The sequence below is a fragment of the Mycobacterium sherrisii genome, from assembly GCF_002102355.1.
Taxonomy (GTDB): Bacteria; Actinomycetota; Actinomycetes; order Mycobacteriales; family Mycobacteriaceae; genus Mycobacterium; species Mycobacterium sherrisii.
The window spans coordinates 41,275-59,954 of sequence record NZ_LQPT01000077.1 but is presented as its reverse complement, the minus strand read 5'-3'; the positions used below and the strand labels follow the sequence as shown (position 1 = coordinate 59,954).

The 18,680-nt window shown below is 67.8% G+C and carries 14 protein-coding genes; 13 read left to right on the top strand and 1 reads right to left on the bottom strand.

The features are described from left to right. Positions 1–173: 173 nt before the first annotated feature. From AWC25_RS14090 to AWC25_RS14055, 8 genes are all read left to right on the top strand, one after another. A complete protein-coding gene (locus AWC25_RS14090; RefSeq protein WP_085166981.1) occupies positions 174–1,304 on the top strand; it encodes an SPFH domain-containing protein in 1,131 nt (376 codons plus the stop codon). Between the two features lie 57 nt (positions 1,305–1,361). Further along, positions 1,362–1,574, top strand: a complete 213-nt coding sequence (locus tag AWC25_RS14085; RefSeq protein ID WP_069402651.1) for a helix-turn-helix domain-containing protein — start codon at positions 1,362–1,364, stop codon at positions 1,572–1,574. Positions 1,575–1,682: 108 nt separating this feature from the next. Then, on the top strand, positions 1,683–2,162 hold the full coding sequence (locus AWC25_RS14080) for a GreA/GreB family elongation factor (RefSeq protein WP_061557591.1): 480 nt from the start codon (positions 1,683–1,685) through the stop codon (positions 2,160–2,162). Between the two features lie 39 nt (positions 2,163–2,201). Further along, positions 2,202–2,624, top strand: a complete 423-nt coding sequence (locus tag AWC25_RS14075) for a GtrA family protein (protein WP_069402650.1) — start codon at positions 2,202–2,204, stop codon at positions 2,622–2,624. A gap of 110 nt (positions 2,625–2,734) precedes the next feature. After that, positions 2,735–4,126 carry a decaprenylphosphoryl-beta-D-ribose oxidase gene (dprE1, locus tag AWC25_RS14070; protein ID WP_069402649.1) on the top strand — a complete coding sequence of 464 codons (1,392 nt, stop codon included), beginning with the start codon at positions 2,735–2,737 and terminating at the stop codon, positions 4,124–4,126. Continuing rightward, the gene (gene dprE2, locus AWC25_RS14065; protein ID WP_069402648.1) at positions 4,127–4,891 is read left to right on the top strand and encodes a decaprenylphospho-beta-D-erythro-pentofuranosid-2-ulose 2-reductase; all 765 of its coding nucleotides are present in this window, start codon (positions 4,127–4,129) and stop codon (positions 4,889–4,891) included. A 2-nt stretch (positions 4,892–4,893) separates the two neighbouring features. After that, complete coding sequence (locus AWC25_RS14060) at positions 4,894–6,861, top strand: galactan 5-O-arabinofuranosyltransferase (protein WP_069402647.1); 1,968 nt, start codon at positions 4,894–4,896, stop codon at positions 6,859–6,861. Then, complete coding sequence (locus AWC25_RS14055; protein ID WP_084229557.1) at positions 6,861–10,139, top strand: arabinosyltransferase domain-containing protein; 3,279 nt, start codon at positions 6,861–6,863, stop codon at positions 10,137–10,139. Before AWC25_RS14060 ends, AWC25_RS14055 begins: the two co-directional genes overlap by 1 nt. 3 nt (positions 10,140–10,142) lie before the next feature. Here the strand turns inward: AWC25_RS14055 and AWC25_RS14050 are convergent, their stop codons facing one another. After that, complete coding sequence (locus AWC25_RS14050) at positions 10,143–10,493, bottom strand: hypothetical protein (protein WP_085166961.1); 351 nt, start codon at positions 10,491–10,493, stop codon at positions 10,143–10,145. Between the two features lie 87 nt (positions 10,494–10,580). On the opposite strand from AWC25_RS14050, the gene AWC25_RS14045 reads away from it, so the two are divergent. From AWC25_RS14045 to AWC25_RS14025, 5 genes are all read left to right on the top strand, one after another. After that, on the top strand, positions 10,581–10,907 hold the full coding sequence (locus AWC25_RS14045; RefSeq protein ID WP_069402441.1) for an ArsR/SmtB family transcription factor: 327 nt from the start codon (positions 10,581–10,583) through the stop codon (positions 10,905–10,907). After that, positions 10,904–11,383 carry an SRPBCC family protein gene (locus AWC25_RS14040; RefSeq protein ID WP_069402442.1) on the top strand — a complete coding sequence of 160 codons (480 nt, stop codon included), beginning with the start codon at positions 10,904–10,906 and terminating at the stop codon, positions 11,381–11,383. Before AWC25_RS14045 ends, AWC25_RS14040 begins: the two co-directional genes overlap by 4 nt. Beyond that, entirely contained in the window at positions 11,380–12,006 is a 627-nt protein-coding gene (locus AWC25_RS14035; RefSeq protein WP_069402443.1) for a maleylpyruvate isomerase family mycothiol-dependent enzyme, read from the top strand. The genes AWC25_RS14040 and AWC25_RS14035 overlap by 4 nt, the downstream gene beginning before the upstream one ends. 73 nt (positions 12,007–12,079) lie before the next feature. Then, on the top strand, positions 12,080–15,403 hold the full coding sequence (locus AWC25_RS14030; RefSeq protein WP_085166960.1) for an arabinosyltransferase domain-containing protein: 3,324 nt from the start codon (positions 12,080–12,082) through the stop codon (positions 15,401–15,403). Beyond that, entirely contained in the window at positions 15,400–18,642 is a 3,243-nt protein-coding gene (locus tag AWC25_RS14025; protein WP_069402445.1) for an arabinosyltransferase domain-containing protein, read from the top strand. The genes AWC25_RS14030 and AWC25_RS14025 overlap by 4 nt, the downstream gene beginning before the upstream one ends. Positions 18,643–18,680 lie beyond the last annotated feature (38 nt).

Below are 18,680 nucleotides of genomic sequence, written 5' to 3'. Positions count from 1 at the left end.
TCCTGGCGTGGTCCGACGACCCACTGCCCAAGGACAGTCAGGTCCTGGTGGTCGAAATTCGTAGCGGGCGGGCCGTCGTCGTCGAGCCTGGCCGACGCCGCACCATACCTGGACCGGCCCGACCGGCGAGTGAAACCCGCTGCTGCACACAACCAACCGAAAGGAGCCCCCAAATGCTCGGTTACAAGGTGCCCGCCCCCGACGAGGCGCTACTGATTTCCGGCGGCCGGGCCAAGGGTAACGCCCCCTTCCGGGTCGTCACCGGGCACGGCGCGTTCGTCATCCCGTTCTTCCGAAAGGCGCGCTTCCTGACGCTCGCCATGTGTGAGTCCGAGGTGGCCGAAAAGTGCGTCACCCAACAGGGAATCACCCTCAACGTGCGCGCCGTGATCGCGTTCAAGGTCGGCAATGACACCGAAAGCATCATCAGCGCCGCCCAGCGGTTCTTGTCCGAACAAGACCAGATGTCCGTCCTCACCGGCCGCATCTTCGCCGGGCACCTGCGCTCGATCATCGGTTCGATGACGGTCGAACAGATCATCCGGGAACGCCAGAAACTGGCCACCGAAGTACTCGACGGATCCAAGGAAGAGATGGCCCGCATCGGATTGGCCGTCGACGCGCTACAGATCCAGTCCATCGACGACGACGGCCTCGGCTACATCAACGCCATGTCGGCGCCGCACAACGCAGCCATCCAGCAACAGGCGCAGATCGCTCAGGCCCAGGCGAACCAGGCGGCCGCCGAGGCCGAGCAGGAGTCGCAGCGCAAGCAGGCGGAGTTCGCCCGGGAGACGGCGATCGTCAAGGCCCAGTACAAGGCGGAGGTCGACAAGGCGCAGGCACAGGCCGCCCAGGCCGGGCCGCTGGCCGAGGCCCAGGCCCAGCGCGAGGTGCTGGAGATGAAGACCGAGCTGGCGCAGCGGGCCGCCGAACTGCGCCAGCAGGAACTGGTTGCCGAGGTCGTCAAGCCCGCCGAGGCCGAGGCCGAACGCGTCCGGATCATGGCCGTCGCCGACGCCGAGAAGATGAAGATCCTGGCCGAAGCGGCTGCGTCGCACAACCGCGTCGCGCTGGACAAGGCGTTGGTCGACCAGCTGCCGCAGATCGTCGAAAAGGCCGCGCTGGGCCTGTCAAACTCCAACCTCACGGTGCTCAACGGCGCCGAGGGCCTCGGTCAAGTCGCCGCCGGGCTGGTGTCGCAGGGCCTGGCGATCTACGAGGCGCTGCGCGGCGACATCGTCGAATACGACGACGCTCCGCCGGTCCCGACGAACAACGACGCGGGGCATGTCAGCCTCTGATTGCCCGACCAGGTGCAATGCAGACGCTGAATACCATTGTGCGATAGAGCATTTGGAATGCAACCGGCAGACGGCGAAAGCCCCCTGACGGAGCGGCTGGCCCGCGACGGCTACCCCAACTCGCAGATCGGCGCGCGGCTTCTCATCAGCCCACGCACCGTGCAGTGGCATTCGGGGCGCATCCTCGCCAAGCTCGGCGTCACGTCCCGATGGGAGCAGCGCGCCGTCGACCTCGCCCAATTCGTCCTCGTCGCGGGGCCGCCTGGATAGGGGTTCGGAAACGGGTGTAAGCGCTTGCCGAATAATGGTGGCGGCTACTCCGTCGTGGTGCGAGACTGATACGCCACCCCAAGCAAACTGGGCGAAAGGTTCACCGACGTGGGCAAGAAGGTCCAATCAGCGGCCGACGCGGCGCGGGAGAACCTCGCCGCGGAGGTGGACCGGCTGCGACAGCGGCGCGATCTTCTCGAGGCCGAGGTCAAAAACGATCGCGGCATGATCGGCGACCACGGCGACGCGGCCGAGGCAATTCAGCGGGCCGAGGAGCTAGTAGTGCTCGGCGATCGCATCAACGAACTGGACCGCAGGCTGCGGGCCGGGCCGTCGCACTCCGACGAGGACGAGACGCTGCCCGGCGGCACCGAGGTGACCTTGCGGTTCGCCGACGGGGAAGTCGTCACCATGCACGTCATCTCCATCGTCGAGGAGACGCCGGCCGGGCGCGAGGCCGAGACGCTGACCGCGCACAGCCCGCTCGGGCAGGCGCTGGCCGGTCACAAGGCCGGCGACACCATCACCTACTCGACGCCACAGGGCGAAAGCCAGGTCGAGCTGATCTCGGTGAAGCTGCCCCGTTAGCCGACCCGGGGACGGGCGCGCCCCCGATAAACTCCCCCAATGCTTCCCCCCGAGTCCGCAACCGCGCCGGTGCGCCTGAGCTTGACCGCGCAGATCACCCGCTTCGTGGTGACCGGGGGACTCGCGGGCATCGTCGATTTCGGCCTCTACATGGTGCTTTGGCAGGTACTAGGGCTCCAGGTCGACGTGTCCAAGGCCGCCAGTTTCGTCGTGGGCACCGTCACCGCCTACCTGATCAATCGCCGGTGGACCTTCCAAGCCGGGCCCAGCACGGCCCGGTTCGTCGCGGTCATGGTGCTCTACGGCATCACCTTCGCCGTCCAGGTCGGCCTCAACCATCTGTGTTTGGTGCTGTTGCACTATCGCGGTTGGGCTCCCGTCGTCGCGTTCGTGATCGCCCAGGGCACCGCGACGGTGATCAACTTCGTCGTGCAGCGGCTCGTCATCTTCCGAATCCGCTGAGGGACGCAAGCGTCCCGCATCGTCGCCTCGGCAGGGTCCAAACGCCTCCCTCCTCAACGGGACGCAAGCGTCCCGCATCGTCGCCTCGGCAGGCGGTAGCCTCTTTGACGATGTTGAGCGCCGACTTTCCGACCAGGCCCACCCGGCTGACGGGCTTTGGCCGCACCGCACCGTCGGTGGCCCAGGTGCTGTCAACCCGCGATCCCGAGGTGATCGCCAAGGCCGTCGCCCGGGCCGCCGACGCCGGCGGTAGGGGCGTGATCGCGCGCGGGCTGGGCCGCTCTTACGGGGACAACGCGCAAAACGGCGGCGGTCTGGTGATCGACATGACGGTGCTGAACCGCATCCACTCGATCAGCGCCGACACCCGACTGGTCGACGTCGACGCCGGCGTCAGCCTGGACCAGTTGATGAAGGCCGCGCTCCCGTTCGGACTGTGGGTTCCGGTGCTGCCGGGCACCCGCCAGGTCACCGTCGGTGGGGCCATCGCCTGCGACATCCACGGCAAGAACCATCACAGTGCGGGCAGCTTCGGCAACCACGTGCGGTCGATGGATCTGCTGCTGGCCGATGGCACCGTCCGCACCATCACGCCCGACGGCCCGAACGCGGCAGACGCCGAATTGTTCTGGGCGACCGTCGGGGGCAACGGGCTGACCGGGATCGTGCTGCGCGCCACCGTCGCCATGACGCCGACTGAGACCGCGTACTTCATCGCCGACGGGGTCGCCACGAAAGACCTCGACGAAACCGTCGCCGTGCACCTGGACGGCAGTGAAGCCGACTACACCTATTCCAGCGCGTGGTTCGACCTGATCAGTCCGCCGCCGAAACTCGGTCGGGCCGCGGTTAGCCGGGGCAGCCTGGCCACCCTGGAGCAGCTGCCGAAGAAGCTGGCGAAGAATCCGCTGAAATTCGATGCGCCGCAGTTGTTGACGGTGCCGGACGTCTTCCCGGTGAGCGCGATGAACAAGCTGTCGTTTATGGCGATCGGCGAAGTGTATTACCGGCTGGGTGGTACCTATACCGGCAAGATCATGAATTTGTCGCAGTTCTACCACATGCTCGACCTGGTCAGCGGTTGGAATAACGCTTACGGCCCAAGGGGTTTCGCTCAACACCAATTCTTGGTCCCACCGGATGCGATGGACGAATTCAAGGCCATCATTCGCTGGATCCAAACCAGTGGCCACTATTCGGCACTTAATGTGTTCAAGCTGTTCGGCCCGGGTAACCGCGCGCCGCTGAGTTTTCCGATGGCCGGTTGGAACGTCGCGATGGACTTTCCCAACAAGCCTGGCATCAACGAATTCCTCAACGAACTCGACCGGCGCGCACTGGAATTCGGGGGCAGGGTGTACACCGCCAAGGACTCTCGAGTAAGCGCCGAAACTTTCCACGCCATGTATCCACGCATTGACGAATGGATCGCGGTGCGCCGCAAGGTCGACCCGATGCGGGTCTTCGCCTCCGACATGGCCCGACGTTTGGAGCTGCTGTAAATGGTGCTAGACGCCGTGGGGAACCCCCAGACCATCCTGTTGCTGGGTGGCACCTCGGAGATCGGCCTGGCGATCTGCGAGCGTTATCTGCGTAACGCCCGCGCCCGAATCGTGTTGGCCGCCATGCCCGACGACCCCGGGCGTGCGGCCGCCGTCGCGCAGATGCAAGCCGCCGGCGCGCGCTCGGTCGAGGTGATCGACTTCGAGGCCACCGCCCCGGACAGTCACCCCAAGATGATCGAGGCGGCCTTTGCCGACGGTGACGTCGACGTGGCCATCGTGGCGTTTGGCATCCTCGGGGACGCCGAGGAGCTATGGCAAAACCAGCACAAGGCCGTCCTAGCCGCCGAGATCAACTACACCGCAGCCGTTTCGGTGGGTGTCCTGCTCGGTGAGAAGATGCGCGCCCAAGGTTTCGGTCAGATCATCGCGATGAGTTCGGCGGCCGGCGAACGGGTGCGGCGCTCCAACTTTGTCTACGGCTCCACCAAGGCCGGGCTGGACGGCTTCTACCTGGGGCTCGGCGAAGCGCTGCGCGAATACGGCGTGCGGGTCCTGGTGATCCGCCCGGGCCAAGTCCGGACCCGGATGAGCGCGCACGTCAAGGAAGCGCCGCTGACCGTCGACAAGGAATACGTCGCCAACCTCGCGGTGACCGCAGCCGCAAAAGGTAAGGAATTGGTTTGGGCGCCAGCAGCATTCAGGTACGTGATGATGGTGTTGCGACACGTCCCGCGGCCCATCTTCCGCAAGCTGCCCATCTGATCATGCGTAACGCGCTGGCCACCTCAGGCCAGATGGTGGTGGCGGTCGCGGTGGCCGCGGTCGTGTCGGTGGTATCGCTGATCGCCATCGCGCGGGTCCAATGGCCGGCCTTTCCGTCGTCGAATCAACTGCACGCCCTCACCACCGTCGGCCAGGTCGGCTGCCTGATCGGGTTGGTGGCCGTCGGCTGGCTATGGCGGCGCTCCGGCCGCTGGCGGCTCGCCGCCCAGGTCGGTGCCCTGGTGTTCGTCTCGGCGTTCAGCGTGGTGACACTGGGCATGCCGCTGGGGGCAACGAAGCTGTATCTGTTCGGCATCTCGGTCGATCAACAGTTCCGCACCGAGTACCTGACCCGGCTTGCCGACAGCCCCGCCCTGCACGACATGACCTATCTCGGGCTGCCGTCGTTCTATCCGCCGGGCTGGTTCTGGATCGGCGGGCGCGCCGCCGCGCTGACCGGGATACCGGCCTGGGAGATGTTCAAGCCGTGGGCGATCACCTCGATCACCATCGCGGTGGCCGTCGCGCTGGTGCTGTGGTGGCGGCTGATCCGCTTCGAGTACGCCCTGATCGTCACGACGGCAACGGCGGCGGTCACACTGGCCTACAGCTCACCGGAGCCCTACTCCGCGATGATCACGGTCCTGCTGCCGCCGGTGTTGGTGTTGACCTGGTCGGGTCTGCGTGCGGGCGAACGCCCGGTGCTCGGTGCCGAGCGTGAAACTAACTTCACACTCGAGGCCGAGCGTGAAACTAACTTCACTCTCGGGGCGGGTTCCCGCGGTTGGGCCGCCATCGTCGGGTCCGGGCTGTTCCTCGGATTCACCGCCACCTGGTACTCGCTGCTGTTCGGCTACACCGCCTTCACGATCGCGCTGATGGCGCTGGTATTGGCGGTATCCCGCTGGCGACGATCCGGCCGCAAAGCCGCGCTCGACCCGTTGCGCCGGGTGGCCGTCATCGCCGTGATCGCCGCGGCCATCGCGGCCACGACCTGGCTGCCGTTTCTGCTGCGCGCGGCGAGCAATCCGGTCAGCAACTCCGGCAGCGCATTCCACTACCTGCCGGCCGACGGCGCCGAGCTGACCTTCCCGATGCTGCAGTTCTCGCTGCTGGGCGCGATCTGCATGCTGGGCACCCTGTGGCTGGTGGTGCGCACGCGTTCGTCGGTGCGGGCCGGCGCGCTGACGATCGCTGTGCTGGCCATCTACCTGTGGTCGCTGCTGTCGATGCTGACCACGCTGGCGCGCACGACGCTGCTGTCGTTCCGGCTGCAGCCGACGTTGAGCGTGCTGCTGGTGGCGGCCGGAGTGTTCGGCTTCATCGAGGCCACGCTCGCCCTGCGACACCGAAGTCGAGCCGCGCTCCCGGTGGCCGGCGTCATCGGGCTGACCGCCGCGATCGCCTTCAGCCAGGACATCCCCGACGTGCTGCGGCCGGATCTGACCATCGCCTATACCGATACCGACGGCCTGGGCCAGCGCGGTGATCGCCGGCCGCCGAGCTCGGAGAAGTTCTACCCCGCCGTCGACTCCGCGATCCGGCGGGTCACCGGCAAACCCCGGGACCAGACGGTGGTGCTGACCGCCGACTACAGCTTCCTGTCCTACTACCCGTACTGGGGCTTCCAGGGGTTGACGTCGCACTACGCCAACCCGCTTGCGCAGTTCGACCTGCGCGCCAAGCAGATCAAAAAGTGGTCCGCCCTCAAGAGCCCCGACGAGTTCATCCACGCGCTGGACACCTCGCCGTGGCAGCCGCCCACGGTGTTCCTGATGCGCCGCGGCGGAAACAACAACTACACGCTGCGGCTGGCCGAGGACGTCTACCCCAATCAGCCCAACGTTCGCCGCTACACCGTCGAGCTGCGCGCCGCGCTGTTCGACGACCCGCGCTTTGCCGTGCAAACAATCGGCCCCTTTGTGCTGGCAATCCGCACGCCCACGGCCCCACCGGCGGTAACCCGCTGATGGCGACCGACACCTCGCGCGACTTGGTCGAAGAACTACCATCTAGGTCCGTGAAGAGCGCGGGCGCACGCTATCGGGTTGCTCGTGTGGTGGCCGTCGTGGCCGGTCTGCTCGGAACGCTGCTGGCGATTCTGACGCCGGTGCTGCCGGTCAGCCAGACCACCGCCCAGCTCAACTGGCCGCAGCACGGCACCTTCGCGAGCGTCGAAGCGCCGCTGATCGGCTATGTGGCCCCCGAGCTGAACATCTCCGTGCCCTGTCAAGCCGCCGCCGGTTTGACCGGGCGGCAAAACGGCGGCAAGACGGTGCTGCTGTCGACGGTGCCCAAACAAGCGCCGAAGGCCGTCGACCGCGGGCTGCTGATCCTGCGCGCCAACGACGAACTGGTGCTGGTGGTGCGCAACGTCCCGGTGGTGACCGCGCCGCTGACCGAGGTGCTCAGCCCGGCCTGCCAGCGGTTGACGTTCACCGCCCACGCCGACAAGGTCACCGCCGAATTCGTCGGGCTAACCCAAGGACCCAACGCCGAACATCCCGGCGCCCCGCTGCGCGGCGAGAAGAGCGGGTACGACTTCCGGCCGCAGATCGTCGGCGTGTTCACCGATCTGTCCGGGCCGGCACCGGCGGGCCTGAGTTTCTCGGCGACCGTCGACACTCGGTACAGCAGCAGCCCCACCCCGCTGAAGATGGCGGCGATGATCCTCGGCGTGTTGCTGACGGCCGTCGCCCTGATCGCCCTGCACATCCTCGACTCCGGCGGCGACTTCCCGGGCACCAGGCACCGCCGCTTCCTGCCCGCGCGGTGGTGGTCGATCGGCGGCCTCGACGCCCTCGTCATCGGCGTGCTGGTGTGGTGGCATTTCGTCGGGGCGAACACCTCGGACGACGGCTACATCCTGACGATGGCGCGGGTGTCCGAGCATGCCGGCTACATGGCGAACTACTACCGCTGGTTGGGCACTCCCGAGGCGCCGTTCGGCTGGTACTACGACCTGCTCGCGGTGTGGGCACACGTCAGCACCAGCAGCGTGTGGATGCGGCTGCCCACCCTGGCCATGGCCCTGACCTGTTGGTGGGCGATCAGCCGCGAGGTAATGCCGCGCCTGGGCCACGCCGTGAAGACCAGCCGCGCGGCGGCATGGACGGCCGCCGGGCTGTTCCTGGCGACCTGGCTGCCGCTCGACAACGGGCTGCGCCCCGAACCGATCATCGCCCTGGGCATCCTGCTGACCTGGTGTTCGGTGGAGCGAGCGGTCGCCACCAACCGGCTGCTGCCGGTCGCGATCGCGTGCATCATCGGCGCGCTGACCCTGTTCTCCGGACCGACCGGCATCGCGTCCATCGGCGCCCTGCTGGTCGCGATCGGCCCGCTGCGCACGATCATCCACCGCCGCTCCCGGCAGTTCGGCGTGCTGCCGCTGCTGGCGCCGATCCTGGCCGCGGCCACCGTCACCGTGATCCTGATCTTCCGCGACCAGACGTTGGCCGGCGAGCTGCAGGCGACGGCGCTCAAGCGTGCGCTCGGGCCCAGCCTGAGCTGGTTCGACGAGCACATCCGCTACGAGCGACTGTTCATGGCGAGCCCCGACGGGTCCATTGCCCGGCGCTTCGCGGTGCTGGCGGTGCTGCTCGCGCTCGGCATCACGGTGGCAATGTCGTTGCGCAAGGGCCGAATCCCGGGCACCGCGGCCGGCCCGAGCCGGCGCATCGTCGGGATCACCATCATCTCGTTTTTGGCGATGATGTTCACCCCGACCAAATGGACGCACCATTTCGGGGTGTTCGCCGGGCTGGCCGGCTCGTTGGGCGCGTTGGCCGCGGTGGCGGTGACCAGTGTGGCGATGCGTTCGCGTCGCAACCGTACCGTGTTCGCCGCCGCCGTGCTGTTCCTGGCCGCGTTGTCCTTCGCCAGCGTCAACGGCTGGTGGTATGTCTCCAATTTCGGTGTGCCATGGTCGAATTCATTCCCGGCATGGCACTACGCGTTTGCCACCGTGCTGCTGGGGCTGACGGTGGTGGTGCTGCTGGTGTCGGCCTGGTTCCATTTCGCCGCAGCCAACGGACGTTCTGGTGCGCGACAACGTATCGGGCCGCGGACGGCCGGCATCATCCAGTCTCCGCTGGCGGTTGCGGCGTGGCTGCTGGTGACCTTCGAAGTGGCGTCGTTGACGCTGGCGATGGTGGGCCAATACCCGGCGTGGTCGGTCGGCCGGTCCAACCTGGAGGCTCTGGCGGGAAAATCGTGCGGGCTGGCCGAGGACGTCATGGTGGAGCAGGAACCCAACGCCGGCATGCTGACGCCGGTGGCCGGTTCGGTGGGCGACGCGTTGGGGGCGGGCTTGTCGGAAGCCTTCACCGCCAACGGGATTCCGGCCGACGTCTCCGCCGATCCGGTGATGGAACGCCCGGCTGACCGCAGCTTCGTCAACGACGACGGCAAGACAACCACCAGCGAGGCCGGCACCGAGGGCGGCACCAGCGCCGCGCCGGGGATCAACGGCTCGCGCGCTCAACTGCCCTACAACCTCGACCCGGCGCGCACTCCCGTGCTAGGCAGCTGGCGATCCGGCATCCAGGTACCCGCCCGGTTGCGGTCGGGTTGGTACCGACTGCCGCCGCGGGACCAGGCGGGGCCGCTGCTGGTGGTCTCGGCGGCCGGCCGGTTCGATCCACGGGAGGTGCAGGTGCAGTGGGCCACCGACGCCGACGCGGTGGCCGGACACCCGGGCGGGTCCTTCCAGTTCTTCGACGTGGGCGCCTCACCGGCGTGGCGCAACCTGCGGATGCCGTTGAACTGGATTCCCGCCTCCGCGACCCAGGTTCGGTTGGTTGCCAACGACGAGGACTTGGCGCCACAGCACTGGATCGCGGTCACCCCGCCGCGAATCCCGCACCTGCGCACGCTGCAGCAGGTCGTCGGCTCCCGCGACCCGGTCTTCCTGGACTGGCTGGTCGGTCTGGCCTTCCCGTGCCAGCGGCCGTTCGGCCATCAGAACGGCGTCGACGAGACGCCCAAGTGGCGGATCCTGCCCGACCGGTTCGGGGCCGAGGCCAACTCGCCGGTGATGGACAACAACGGGGGCGGCCCGCTGGGGGTCACCGACCTGCTGGTGAAGGCGACCACGATGGCCACCTATCTCAAGGACGACTGGTCTCGCGACTGGGGATCGCTGCAACGGCTGACGCCGTATTACCCCAACGCCGCGCCGGCGGATCTGCAACTGGGCAGGGCGACGCGCAGTGGCCTGTGGGATCCGGCCCCGCTGCGCCGGGGTTAGGCCTCATAGCCCCGGCAGGCAGTTGATGAACGGTATGCACGGCGGCGACGGAGGCCGTGGCGGCGGGAACCCCTCGATGATGGTCGAATTGGTCGGCGGGCTGTTCTGGTCGAAGTACCAGGGGTGGCAGACGCTTCGGTCCCAGTTCGGCATGTTCTTCAGCTCCGGCGAGCCCGGACACCACTGATAGGTGCAGCTGTTGGTCGGGGTCGCGACGGTGCCGCCGTCCTGGCACACCATCGGCGCGGGCTGTGCGTGCCCGGTGCCCGCGGCCAACCCCAACCCGACGGCGGCCAAGCCGCCCGAGAGCAGAGCTTCGGTGAAGAGCCGCGTCATGCGGTGCGAAATGTTCATGGCAACAGTGCACACCGGTGGGTGCACTACCAATCCCAAAATTGATGACCTTGCCGGGCCTTATTGGTAAGCATAGACTTACGGTTCGTGGTCACTTACCAAGCCGACGGTGACGCATGGGGCGCCCTGGCCGACCGAACCCGCCGGGCCATCCTGGATCGACTCGCGCACGGGCCGGCAGCCGTCGGCGAGCTGGCTCGGGAGCTACCCGTCAGCAGGCCCGCCGTGTCGCAGCACCTCAAGGTGCTCAAATGCGCGGGGCTGGTGCGTGATCGCGCGGCGGGAACCCGACGCATCTACCAGCTCGACCCCGTGGGTTTGGAAGCGCTGCGCGTCGAGCTGGACCGGTTCTGGACGCAAGCCCTGACCGACTACGCCGCCAAATTCAATGAGCCCGAAGGACACTCGTCATGACGCGCATTCCGACCGTTCGACATCACGTGGTCGTCAACGCCCCGATCGATCGTGCGTTCGCCGTCTTCACCGAACAATTCGGCGACTTCAAGCCTCGCGAACACAACCTGCTGGCGGTGCCGATCGTCCAGACGGTGTTCGAACCCCACGCCGGAGGCCACATCTACGACCGCGGCGCGGACGGCAGTGTGTGTCGCTGGGCCCGGGTGCTGGTCTACGAGCCGCCGCGGCGGCTGGTCTTCACCTGGGACATCAGTCCGTCGTGGCAACTGGAACCCGACCTGTCGCGCACCAGCGAGGTCGAGGTGCGCTTCACCGCAGAGTCGGAATCCCGCACGCGCGTCGACCTGGAGCACCGTCACCTGGACCGGCACGGCCCGGGTTGGCGCTCGGTTGCCGACGGCGTCGACGGCGAGGCCGGATGGCCGCTGTACCTGCACCGCTACGCCGAGCTTCGCTTCGGAGCGCGGCAATGACGGCCCCTTCCCTGATGACCATGGCCCACGCCGAACGATCCGACCTCGCGGATTTTCTGGCCACGCTGGCACCCCAGGATTGGCAGGCGCCCAGCCATTGTTCCAAGTGGACGGTCAAAGATGTTGTCGCACACGTTGTTAGCTACGAGGAACTCGGTCCGCTCGGGCTGGTGAAGCGTTTCGCGAAGGGCTGGGTCGTCCGGGCGAACCAGGTGGGTGTCGACGAGTTCAGCGTGCTGAGCGCGCCAGAACTGCTGGCATTCCTGCGTGACCATTTCCAACCGAGGGGATTGACGGCAGGTTTTGCCGGCATGATCGCGCTGGTCGACGGCACGATCCATCACCAGGACATCCGCCGAGCGCTCGGTCGCCCGCGCCGCGTGCCGCGCGACCGGCTCGAACGTGTGCTGCAACTGGTGCCGGGCAACCCACGGCTCGGCGCCGGCCGCCGGATCAGGGGCCTTCGGCTGCGCGCCACCGATGTCGACTGGGTACACGGCGACGGGCCCGAGGTGACCGGGCCGGGCGAAGCGTTACTGATGACGATGAGCGGCCGTCGCGCCGCCCTGGCCGACCTCACCGGCCCCGGTCGCGCGACGCTGGCCGCACGGCTGCCCGAATAGCGTTCGCCAAAAGCATCGTCCCGCGGCCCCGCATCCTCAACCGACAAAGGGGCGTCCCCTACCATCGAACCCCGTGCCCCACGACGGTAATGAGCGATCGCAGCGAATCGTCCGCTTGATCGCCGTCGTCGCCGGGCTCGCGGGCCTGCTGCTGTGCCTGACCGTGCCGCTGCTCCCGGTCAAGCAGACCACCGCCACCATCGCCTGGCCGCAGGGCGACGTGGACGGGCACGTCACCCAACTCACCGCCCCCCTGGTGTCCGGGGCGCCCCGCGCGCTCGACATCTCCATCCCGTGCGCGGCGATCGCCACCCTGCCGGCCAGCGGCGGACTGGTGATCTCGACGCTGCCGACCGGCGGCGTGGACCCGGGCAAGAACGGGTTGTTCGTCCGCGCCGACAAGGACGTTGTCGTCGTCGCATTCCGGGACACCGTGGCCGCGGTGGCTAAGCGCGCGGCCGTCGCCGCGGGCGCCTGCAGCGTGCTGCACGTGTGGGCGGACACCGGCGCGACGGGCGCCGAGTTCGTCGGCATACCGGGCGCCGCCGGAACACTGTCCGCCGAGAAGAAGCCTCAGGTCGGCGGCATCTTCACCGATCTGACAGTGCCGGCCCAACCGGGGTTGTCGGCCCGGGTCGACATCGACACCCGGTTCATCACCGCGCCGACCGCCCTCAAGAAACTGGCGATGGCCGGGGGTGTGCTGGCGGTCCTGGTCGCCATCTGCGCGCTGGTCGTGCTGGACCGGCACAGCCGCGGCGCCACGCTGGCCGGCTGGCGCTCCCCGCTCGGCCGGTTGTCCCGCAACCGCGCGGGCGCGGGCTGGGCCGGGCGATGGCGAACCGGCTGGGCAACCGTGCTGGCCGACTTGGGTGTGGTCGCGACGCTGCTGGTCTGGCACGTCATCGGGGCCACCTCCTCCGACGACGGCTACAACCTGACCATTGCGCGGGTGGCGCCGAAGGCCGGTTACGTCGCCAACTACTACCGCTACTTCGGCACCACCGAGGCACCCTTCGACTGGTATCTGTCGGTGCTGTCGAAGTTGGCGTCGGTGAGCACCGCGGGGGTGTGGATGCGGCTACCGGCCACGCTCGCCGGGATCGCCTGCTGGCTGGTCATCAGCCGCTGGGGGTTGCGTCGGTTGGGGCCGGGTCGGGGCGGCCTGGGCTCCAACACGGTGGCGGTGTTGACCGGCGGCATGGTGTTCGTCGCCGCGTGGTTGCCGTTCAACAACGGCCTGCGCCCCGAGCCGCTGATCGCCCTGGGGGCGATCGTCACCTGGATGCTGGTGGAGCGGGCGATCGCCCTGCAGCGGCTGGCGCCGGCCGCCGCGGCCATCGTGGTCGCGGTGCTGACCGTCACCCTCGCCCCGCAGGGTCTGATCGCCGTCGCCGCGCTGCTGACCGGCGCGCGCGCCATCGCGACGGTCATCCGGCGCCGCCGCGACCGCGACGGACTGTTAGCGCCGCTGGCGGTGCTGGCGGCCGCGCTGTCGCTGATTCTGGTCGTGGTGTTCCGCAGTCAGACCCTGGCCACGGTCGCCGAGTCGGCCCGCATCAAATACAAAGTCGGCCCGACGATCGCCTGGTACCAGGACTGGCTGCGCTACTACTTCCTCACCGTGGAATCCAACCCGGACGGGTCGATGGCGCGACGCTTCGCCGTGCTGGTGCTGTTCCTGTGCCTGTTCGGGATGCTGATGGTGTTGCTGCGGCGGGGCCGCGTGCCGGGCATGGCTAGCGGACCCGCCTGGCGGCTGATCGGCACCACGGCACTCGGTCTGCTCGTGCTGACGTTCACGCCCACGAAATGGGCCGTGCAATTCGGCGCGTTCGCCGGCCTGGCCGGCGCCCTCGGCGCCGTCACCGCGTTCGCGTTCGCCCGCATCGGTCTGCACAGCCGCCGCAACCTGACGCTGTATGTGACGGCGCTGTTGTTCGTGCTTGCGGTGGCCACCTCCGGCGTCAACGGCTGGTTCTACGTCGGCAACTACGGCGTGCCGTGGTACGACATCCAGCCCGTCATCGCCAGCCACCCGGTGACGTCGATGTTCTTGGCGTTGTCGATCGCGACCGGCCTGCTGGCCGCCTGGCTGCACTTCCGGATGGACTACGCGGGGCACACGGAGATCAAGGAAAGCCGACGCAACCGCATCCTGGCGTCCACCCCGCTGTTGGTGGTGGCGACGATCATGGTGCTCGGCGAGGTCGGTTCGCTGGCCAAGGGCGCGGTGTTCCGCTATCCGCTCTACACCACCGGCAAGGCGAACCTCGCGGCGCTGACGTCCGGCCTATCGTCGGCGAGCTGCGCGATGGCCGATGATGTGCTCACCGAGCCTGACCCCAATGTTGGCTTGCTGCAACCGGTTCCGGGCCAGACGTTCGGCCCCGACGGCCCGCTGGGCGGCGTCAACCCGGTGGGCTTCAAACCCGACGGGGTGGGTGACGACCTGAGGTCCTACCCGGTGGTGACCAAACCGGGCGTGGTGAATTCGGACGCCTCACCGAACAAGCCCAACGCCACCATGACCGACTCCGCGGGCACGGCCGGCGGGCGGGGCCCGGTCGGGGTGAACAACTCGAACGTGGCGCTGCCGTTCGGCCTCGACCCGGCGCGCACACCGGTGATGGGCAGCTACGGCGAGAATTCGCTGGCGGCCACCGCCACCTCCGCGTGGTATCAACTGCCACCCCGGACCGCCGAGCGCCCGCTGGTGGTGGTCTCGGCATCCGGTGCCATCTGGTCGTACAAGGAGGACGGCACCTTCACCTACGGGCAGTCCCTGAAACTGCAGTGGGGGGTCACCCGGCCCGACGGCAGCACCCAACCCCTCACCGAGGTGCAGCCCATCGACATCGGACCGGAGCCGGCGTGGCGCAATCTGCGTTTCCCGCTGACCTGGGCGCCGCCCGAGGCCAACGTGGCCCGCATCGTCGCCTACGACCCGAACCTCAGTTCGGATCAGTGGTTCGCGTTCACCCCGCCGCGGGTCCCGGTGCTGCAGACCCTGCAGCAGCTGATGGGATCGCAAACGCCCGTGCTGATGGACATCGCGACCGCCGCCAACTTCCCGTGCCAGCGGCCGTTCTCCGAACACCTTGGCGTTGCCGAACTTCCGGCATACCGGATCCTGCCGGACCACAAGCAGACGGCGTCCTCCTCGAACGGATGGGAGGCCGGCGAGGCCGGCGGCCCGTTCCTGTTCACCCAGACGCTGTTACGCACCTCCACCATCTCGACCTATCTGCGCGGCGACTGGTATCGCGACTGGGGATCGGTCGAGCAGTATCACCAGTTGGTGCCCAGTGATCAGGCGCCGAACGCCGTCGTTGAACAGGGTGTGATGACCGTGAACGGCTGGAGCCGGCAGGGACCGATTCGAGCACTGCCATGAGCGTTGTCCAGCACGACGAGCAGACGACCGCCCGCGCCGGCACCCGCGACACCGTGCGGATGACGCGCTGGGTCGCGACGGTCGCCGGGCTGATCGGGTTCCTGCTGTCCGTCGCGACGCCGCTGTTGCCGGTAGTGCAGACGACGGCGAAGCTCAGCTGGCCGCAGAACGGCCAGCTCAATAGCGTGACGGCACCGCTCATTTCGCTGTCCCCGGTGGACGCGACGGTCACCGTGCCCTGCGCCGTGGTGCGCGACCTGCCACCCGACGGCGGTGTCGTGCTGAGCACCGCACCCAAGAAAGGTAAGGACGCCGCGCTCAATGCGCTGTTCGTCGTGGTGAACAGCAAACGCGTCGACGTCACCGACCGCAACGTGGTGATCGCCAGCGCCGCCCGCGAGCAGGCCGAATCCCCGCAATGTCAGCGCATCGAGATAACCTCCACCCACGCCGGCACTTTCGCCACCTTCGTCGGGCTCACCGATCGGGCGGGCAAGCCACTATCCGGTGGTTTCGCCGACCCCAACCTGCGTCCCCAAATCGTCGGGGTGTTCACCGACCTGCGCGGTCCCGCCCCGCCGGGGCTGAACTTCTCCGCGACCATCGACACCCGCTTCTCCACCACGCCAACGACTTTGAAGTTGCTGGCGATAATCGGCGCCATCCTGGCCACCGTCGTGTCACTGATCGCGCTGTGGCGGCTGGACCAGCTGGACGGCCGGCGCATGCATCGGCTGATTCCGACCCGGTGGAAAAAGTTCACCCTCACCGACGCCACGGTCATCTTCGGGTTCGTGCTGTGGCACGTGATCGGGGCGAACTCCTCCGACGACGGCTACATCCTCGGCATGGCCCGGGTCGCCGACCGCGCGGGCTACATGTCCAACTACTTCCGCTGGTTCGGCAGCCCGGAGGACCCGTTCGGGTGGTACTACAACCTGCTAGCGCTGATGACCCACGTCAGCGACGACAGCCTGTGGATGCGGCTGCCCGACCTGGTCGCCGGCCTGGTGTGCTGGCTGCTGCTGTCGCGTGAGGTGCTGCCCCGGCTGGGGCCCGCGGTGACCTCGTCCAAGGCCGCGAACTGGGCGGCGGCGATGGTCCTGCTGACCGCGTGGATGCCGTTCGACAACGGCCTGCGTCCCGAGCCCATCATCGCGCTCGGGTCGCTGATCACCTACGTGCTGATCGAACGTTCGATGTGCGCATCCCGGCTGACACCGGCGGCCCTGGCCGTGATCACCGCGGCGTTCACGCTGGGCGTGCAGCCGACCGGCCTGATCGCCGTGGCCGCACTGGTTGCCGGTGGCCGTCCCATCCTGCGCATCCTGGTCAAACGGCATCGCCTGGTGGGGACCTGGCCGCTGGTGGCACCGATGCTGGCCGCCGGATTCGTCATCCTCACCGTGGTGTTCGCCGACCAGACACTGTCAACAGTGTTGGAAGCCACCAGGATTCGCACCGCGATCGGGCCCAGCCAGGCCTGGTACACCGAAAACCTGCGCTACTACTACCTGATCCTGCCCACCGTCGACGGCTCGCTGTCCCGCCGATTCGGGTTCCTGCTGTCCGCGCTGTGCTTGTTCACGGCGGTGTTCATCATGTTGCGCCGCAAGCGGGTTCCCGGCGTGGCCCGCGGCCCGGCGTGGCGGCTGATGGGCGTCATCTTCGGCACCATGTTCTTCCTGATGTTCACCCCCACCAAGTGGGTGCACCACTTCGGCCTGTTCGCCGCCGTCGGCGCCGCGATGGCGGCGCTGACGACGGTGCTGGTGTCGCCCAAGGTGTTGCGCTGGTCGCGCAACCGGATGGCGTTTCTGTCCGCGGTGCTGTTCGTGTTGGCGCTGTGCTTCGCCACCACCAACGGCTGGTGGTACGTCTCCAGCTATGGCGTTCCGTTCAACAACAGCATGCCGAGAATCAGCGGAATATCGATCAGCACAATCTTTTTCGCGCTCTTCGCGATCACCGCGGTCTATGCGGCCTGGCTGCACTTCGCGGATCCCAGCCACGGCGAAGGCCGACTGGCGCGGGCGCTGACGGCGGCGCCGGTGCCGCTGGCCGCCGGGTTCATGGCGCTGGTGTTCGTCGGGTCGATGGCGGCCGGCATCGTGCGCCAGTACCCCACCTATTCCAATGCCTGGGACAACCTGCGCGAGTTCAGCGGCGGCTGCGGTCTGGCCGACGACGTCCTGGTCGAACCGGACAGCAACGCCGGGTTCATGGCGCCGGTGAAAACTGGGGAGCCAGAGAATTATGGTCCGCTGGGGCCGTTGGGTGGGGTCAACCCGACCGGGTTCAGCCCCAACGGCGTGCCGGATCGCACTCTGGCCGAGTCGGTCAAGGAGACCTCGGTGCCGCAGCCCGGCACCGACTACGACTGGGATGCACCGCTCAAGCTGACGAAGCCGGGCATCAACGGCTCGACCGTGCCGCTGCCCTACGGGCTCGACCCTGATCGGGTGCCCCTCGCGGGCAGCTACACCACCGGCGCCCAGCAGCAGAGCAGGCTTACCTCGGCGTGGTATCAACTGCCGAAGCCCGACGACGGACACCCGCTCGTCGTGGTGACCGCCGCGGGCACGATCGCCGGCAACAGCATCCTGCACCACCACACCAACGGGCAGACCGTGGAACTGGAATACGGTCGACCCGGCCCGGACGGCTCGGTGCTGCCGGCCGGCCGGCTGGTGCCCTACGACCTGTACGGCGAACAGCCGAAGGTGTGGCGAAACCTGCGCTTCGCCCGCTCCCAGTTGCCCGCCGACGCGGTCGCGGTCCGGGTGGTCGCCGAAGATCTGTCCCTGACTCCGGACGACTGGATCGCGGTGACGCCACCGCGGGTTCCAGAGCTGCGGTCGTTGCAGGAGTATGTGGGCTCGTCGCAGCCCGTGTTGATGGACTGGGCGGTCGGATTGGCGTTCCCGTGCCAACAGCCGATGCTGCATTCCAACGGTGTCACCGAAATCCCGAAGTTCCGCATTACCCCGGACTACAACGCGAAGAAACAAGACACCGATACCTGGCAGGACGGCGTCAACGGCGGTTTGCTGGGAATCACCGACCTGTTATTGCGAGCGCACGTGATGTCGACATATCTGTCCGAAGACTGGGGCCGTGACTGGGGATCGCTGCGTAAGTTCGACACGATCGCGGATGCCCAACCCGCACAGATCGACCTCGGTAAGGCGACCCGGACGGGGTGGTGGTCGCCCGGCCAAATCCGGATCAAGCCATAAAAGCGCTCGGAAAAACACCCGTCGTCCATTCGCGGCCG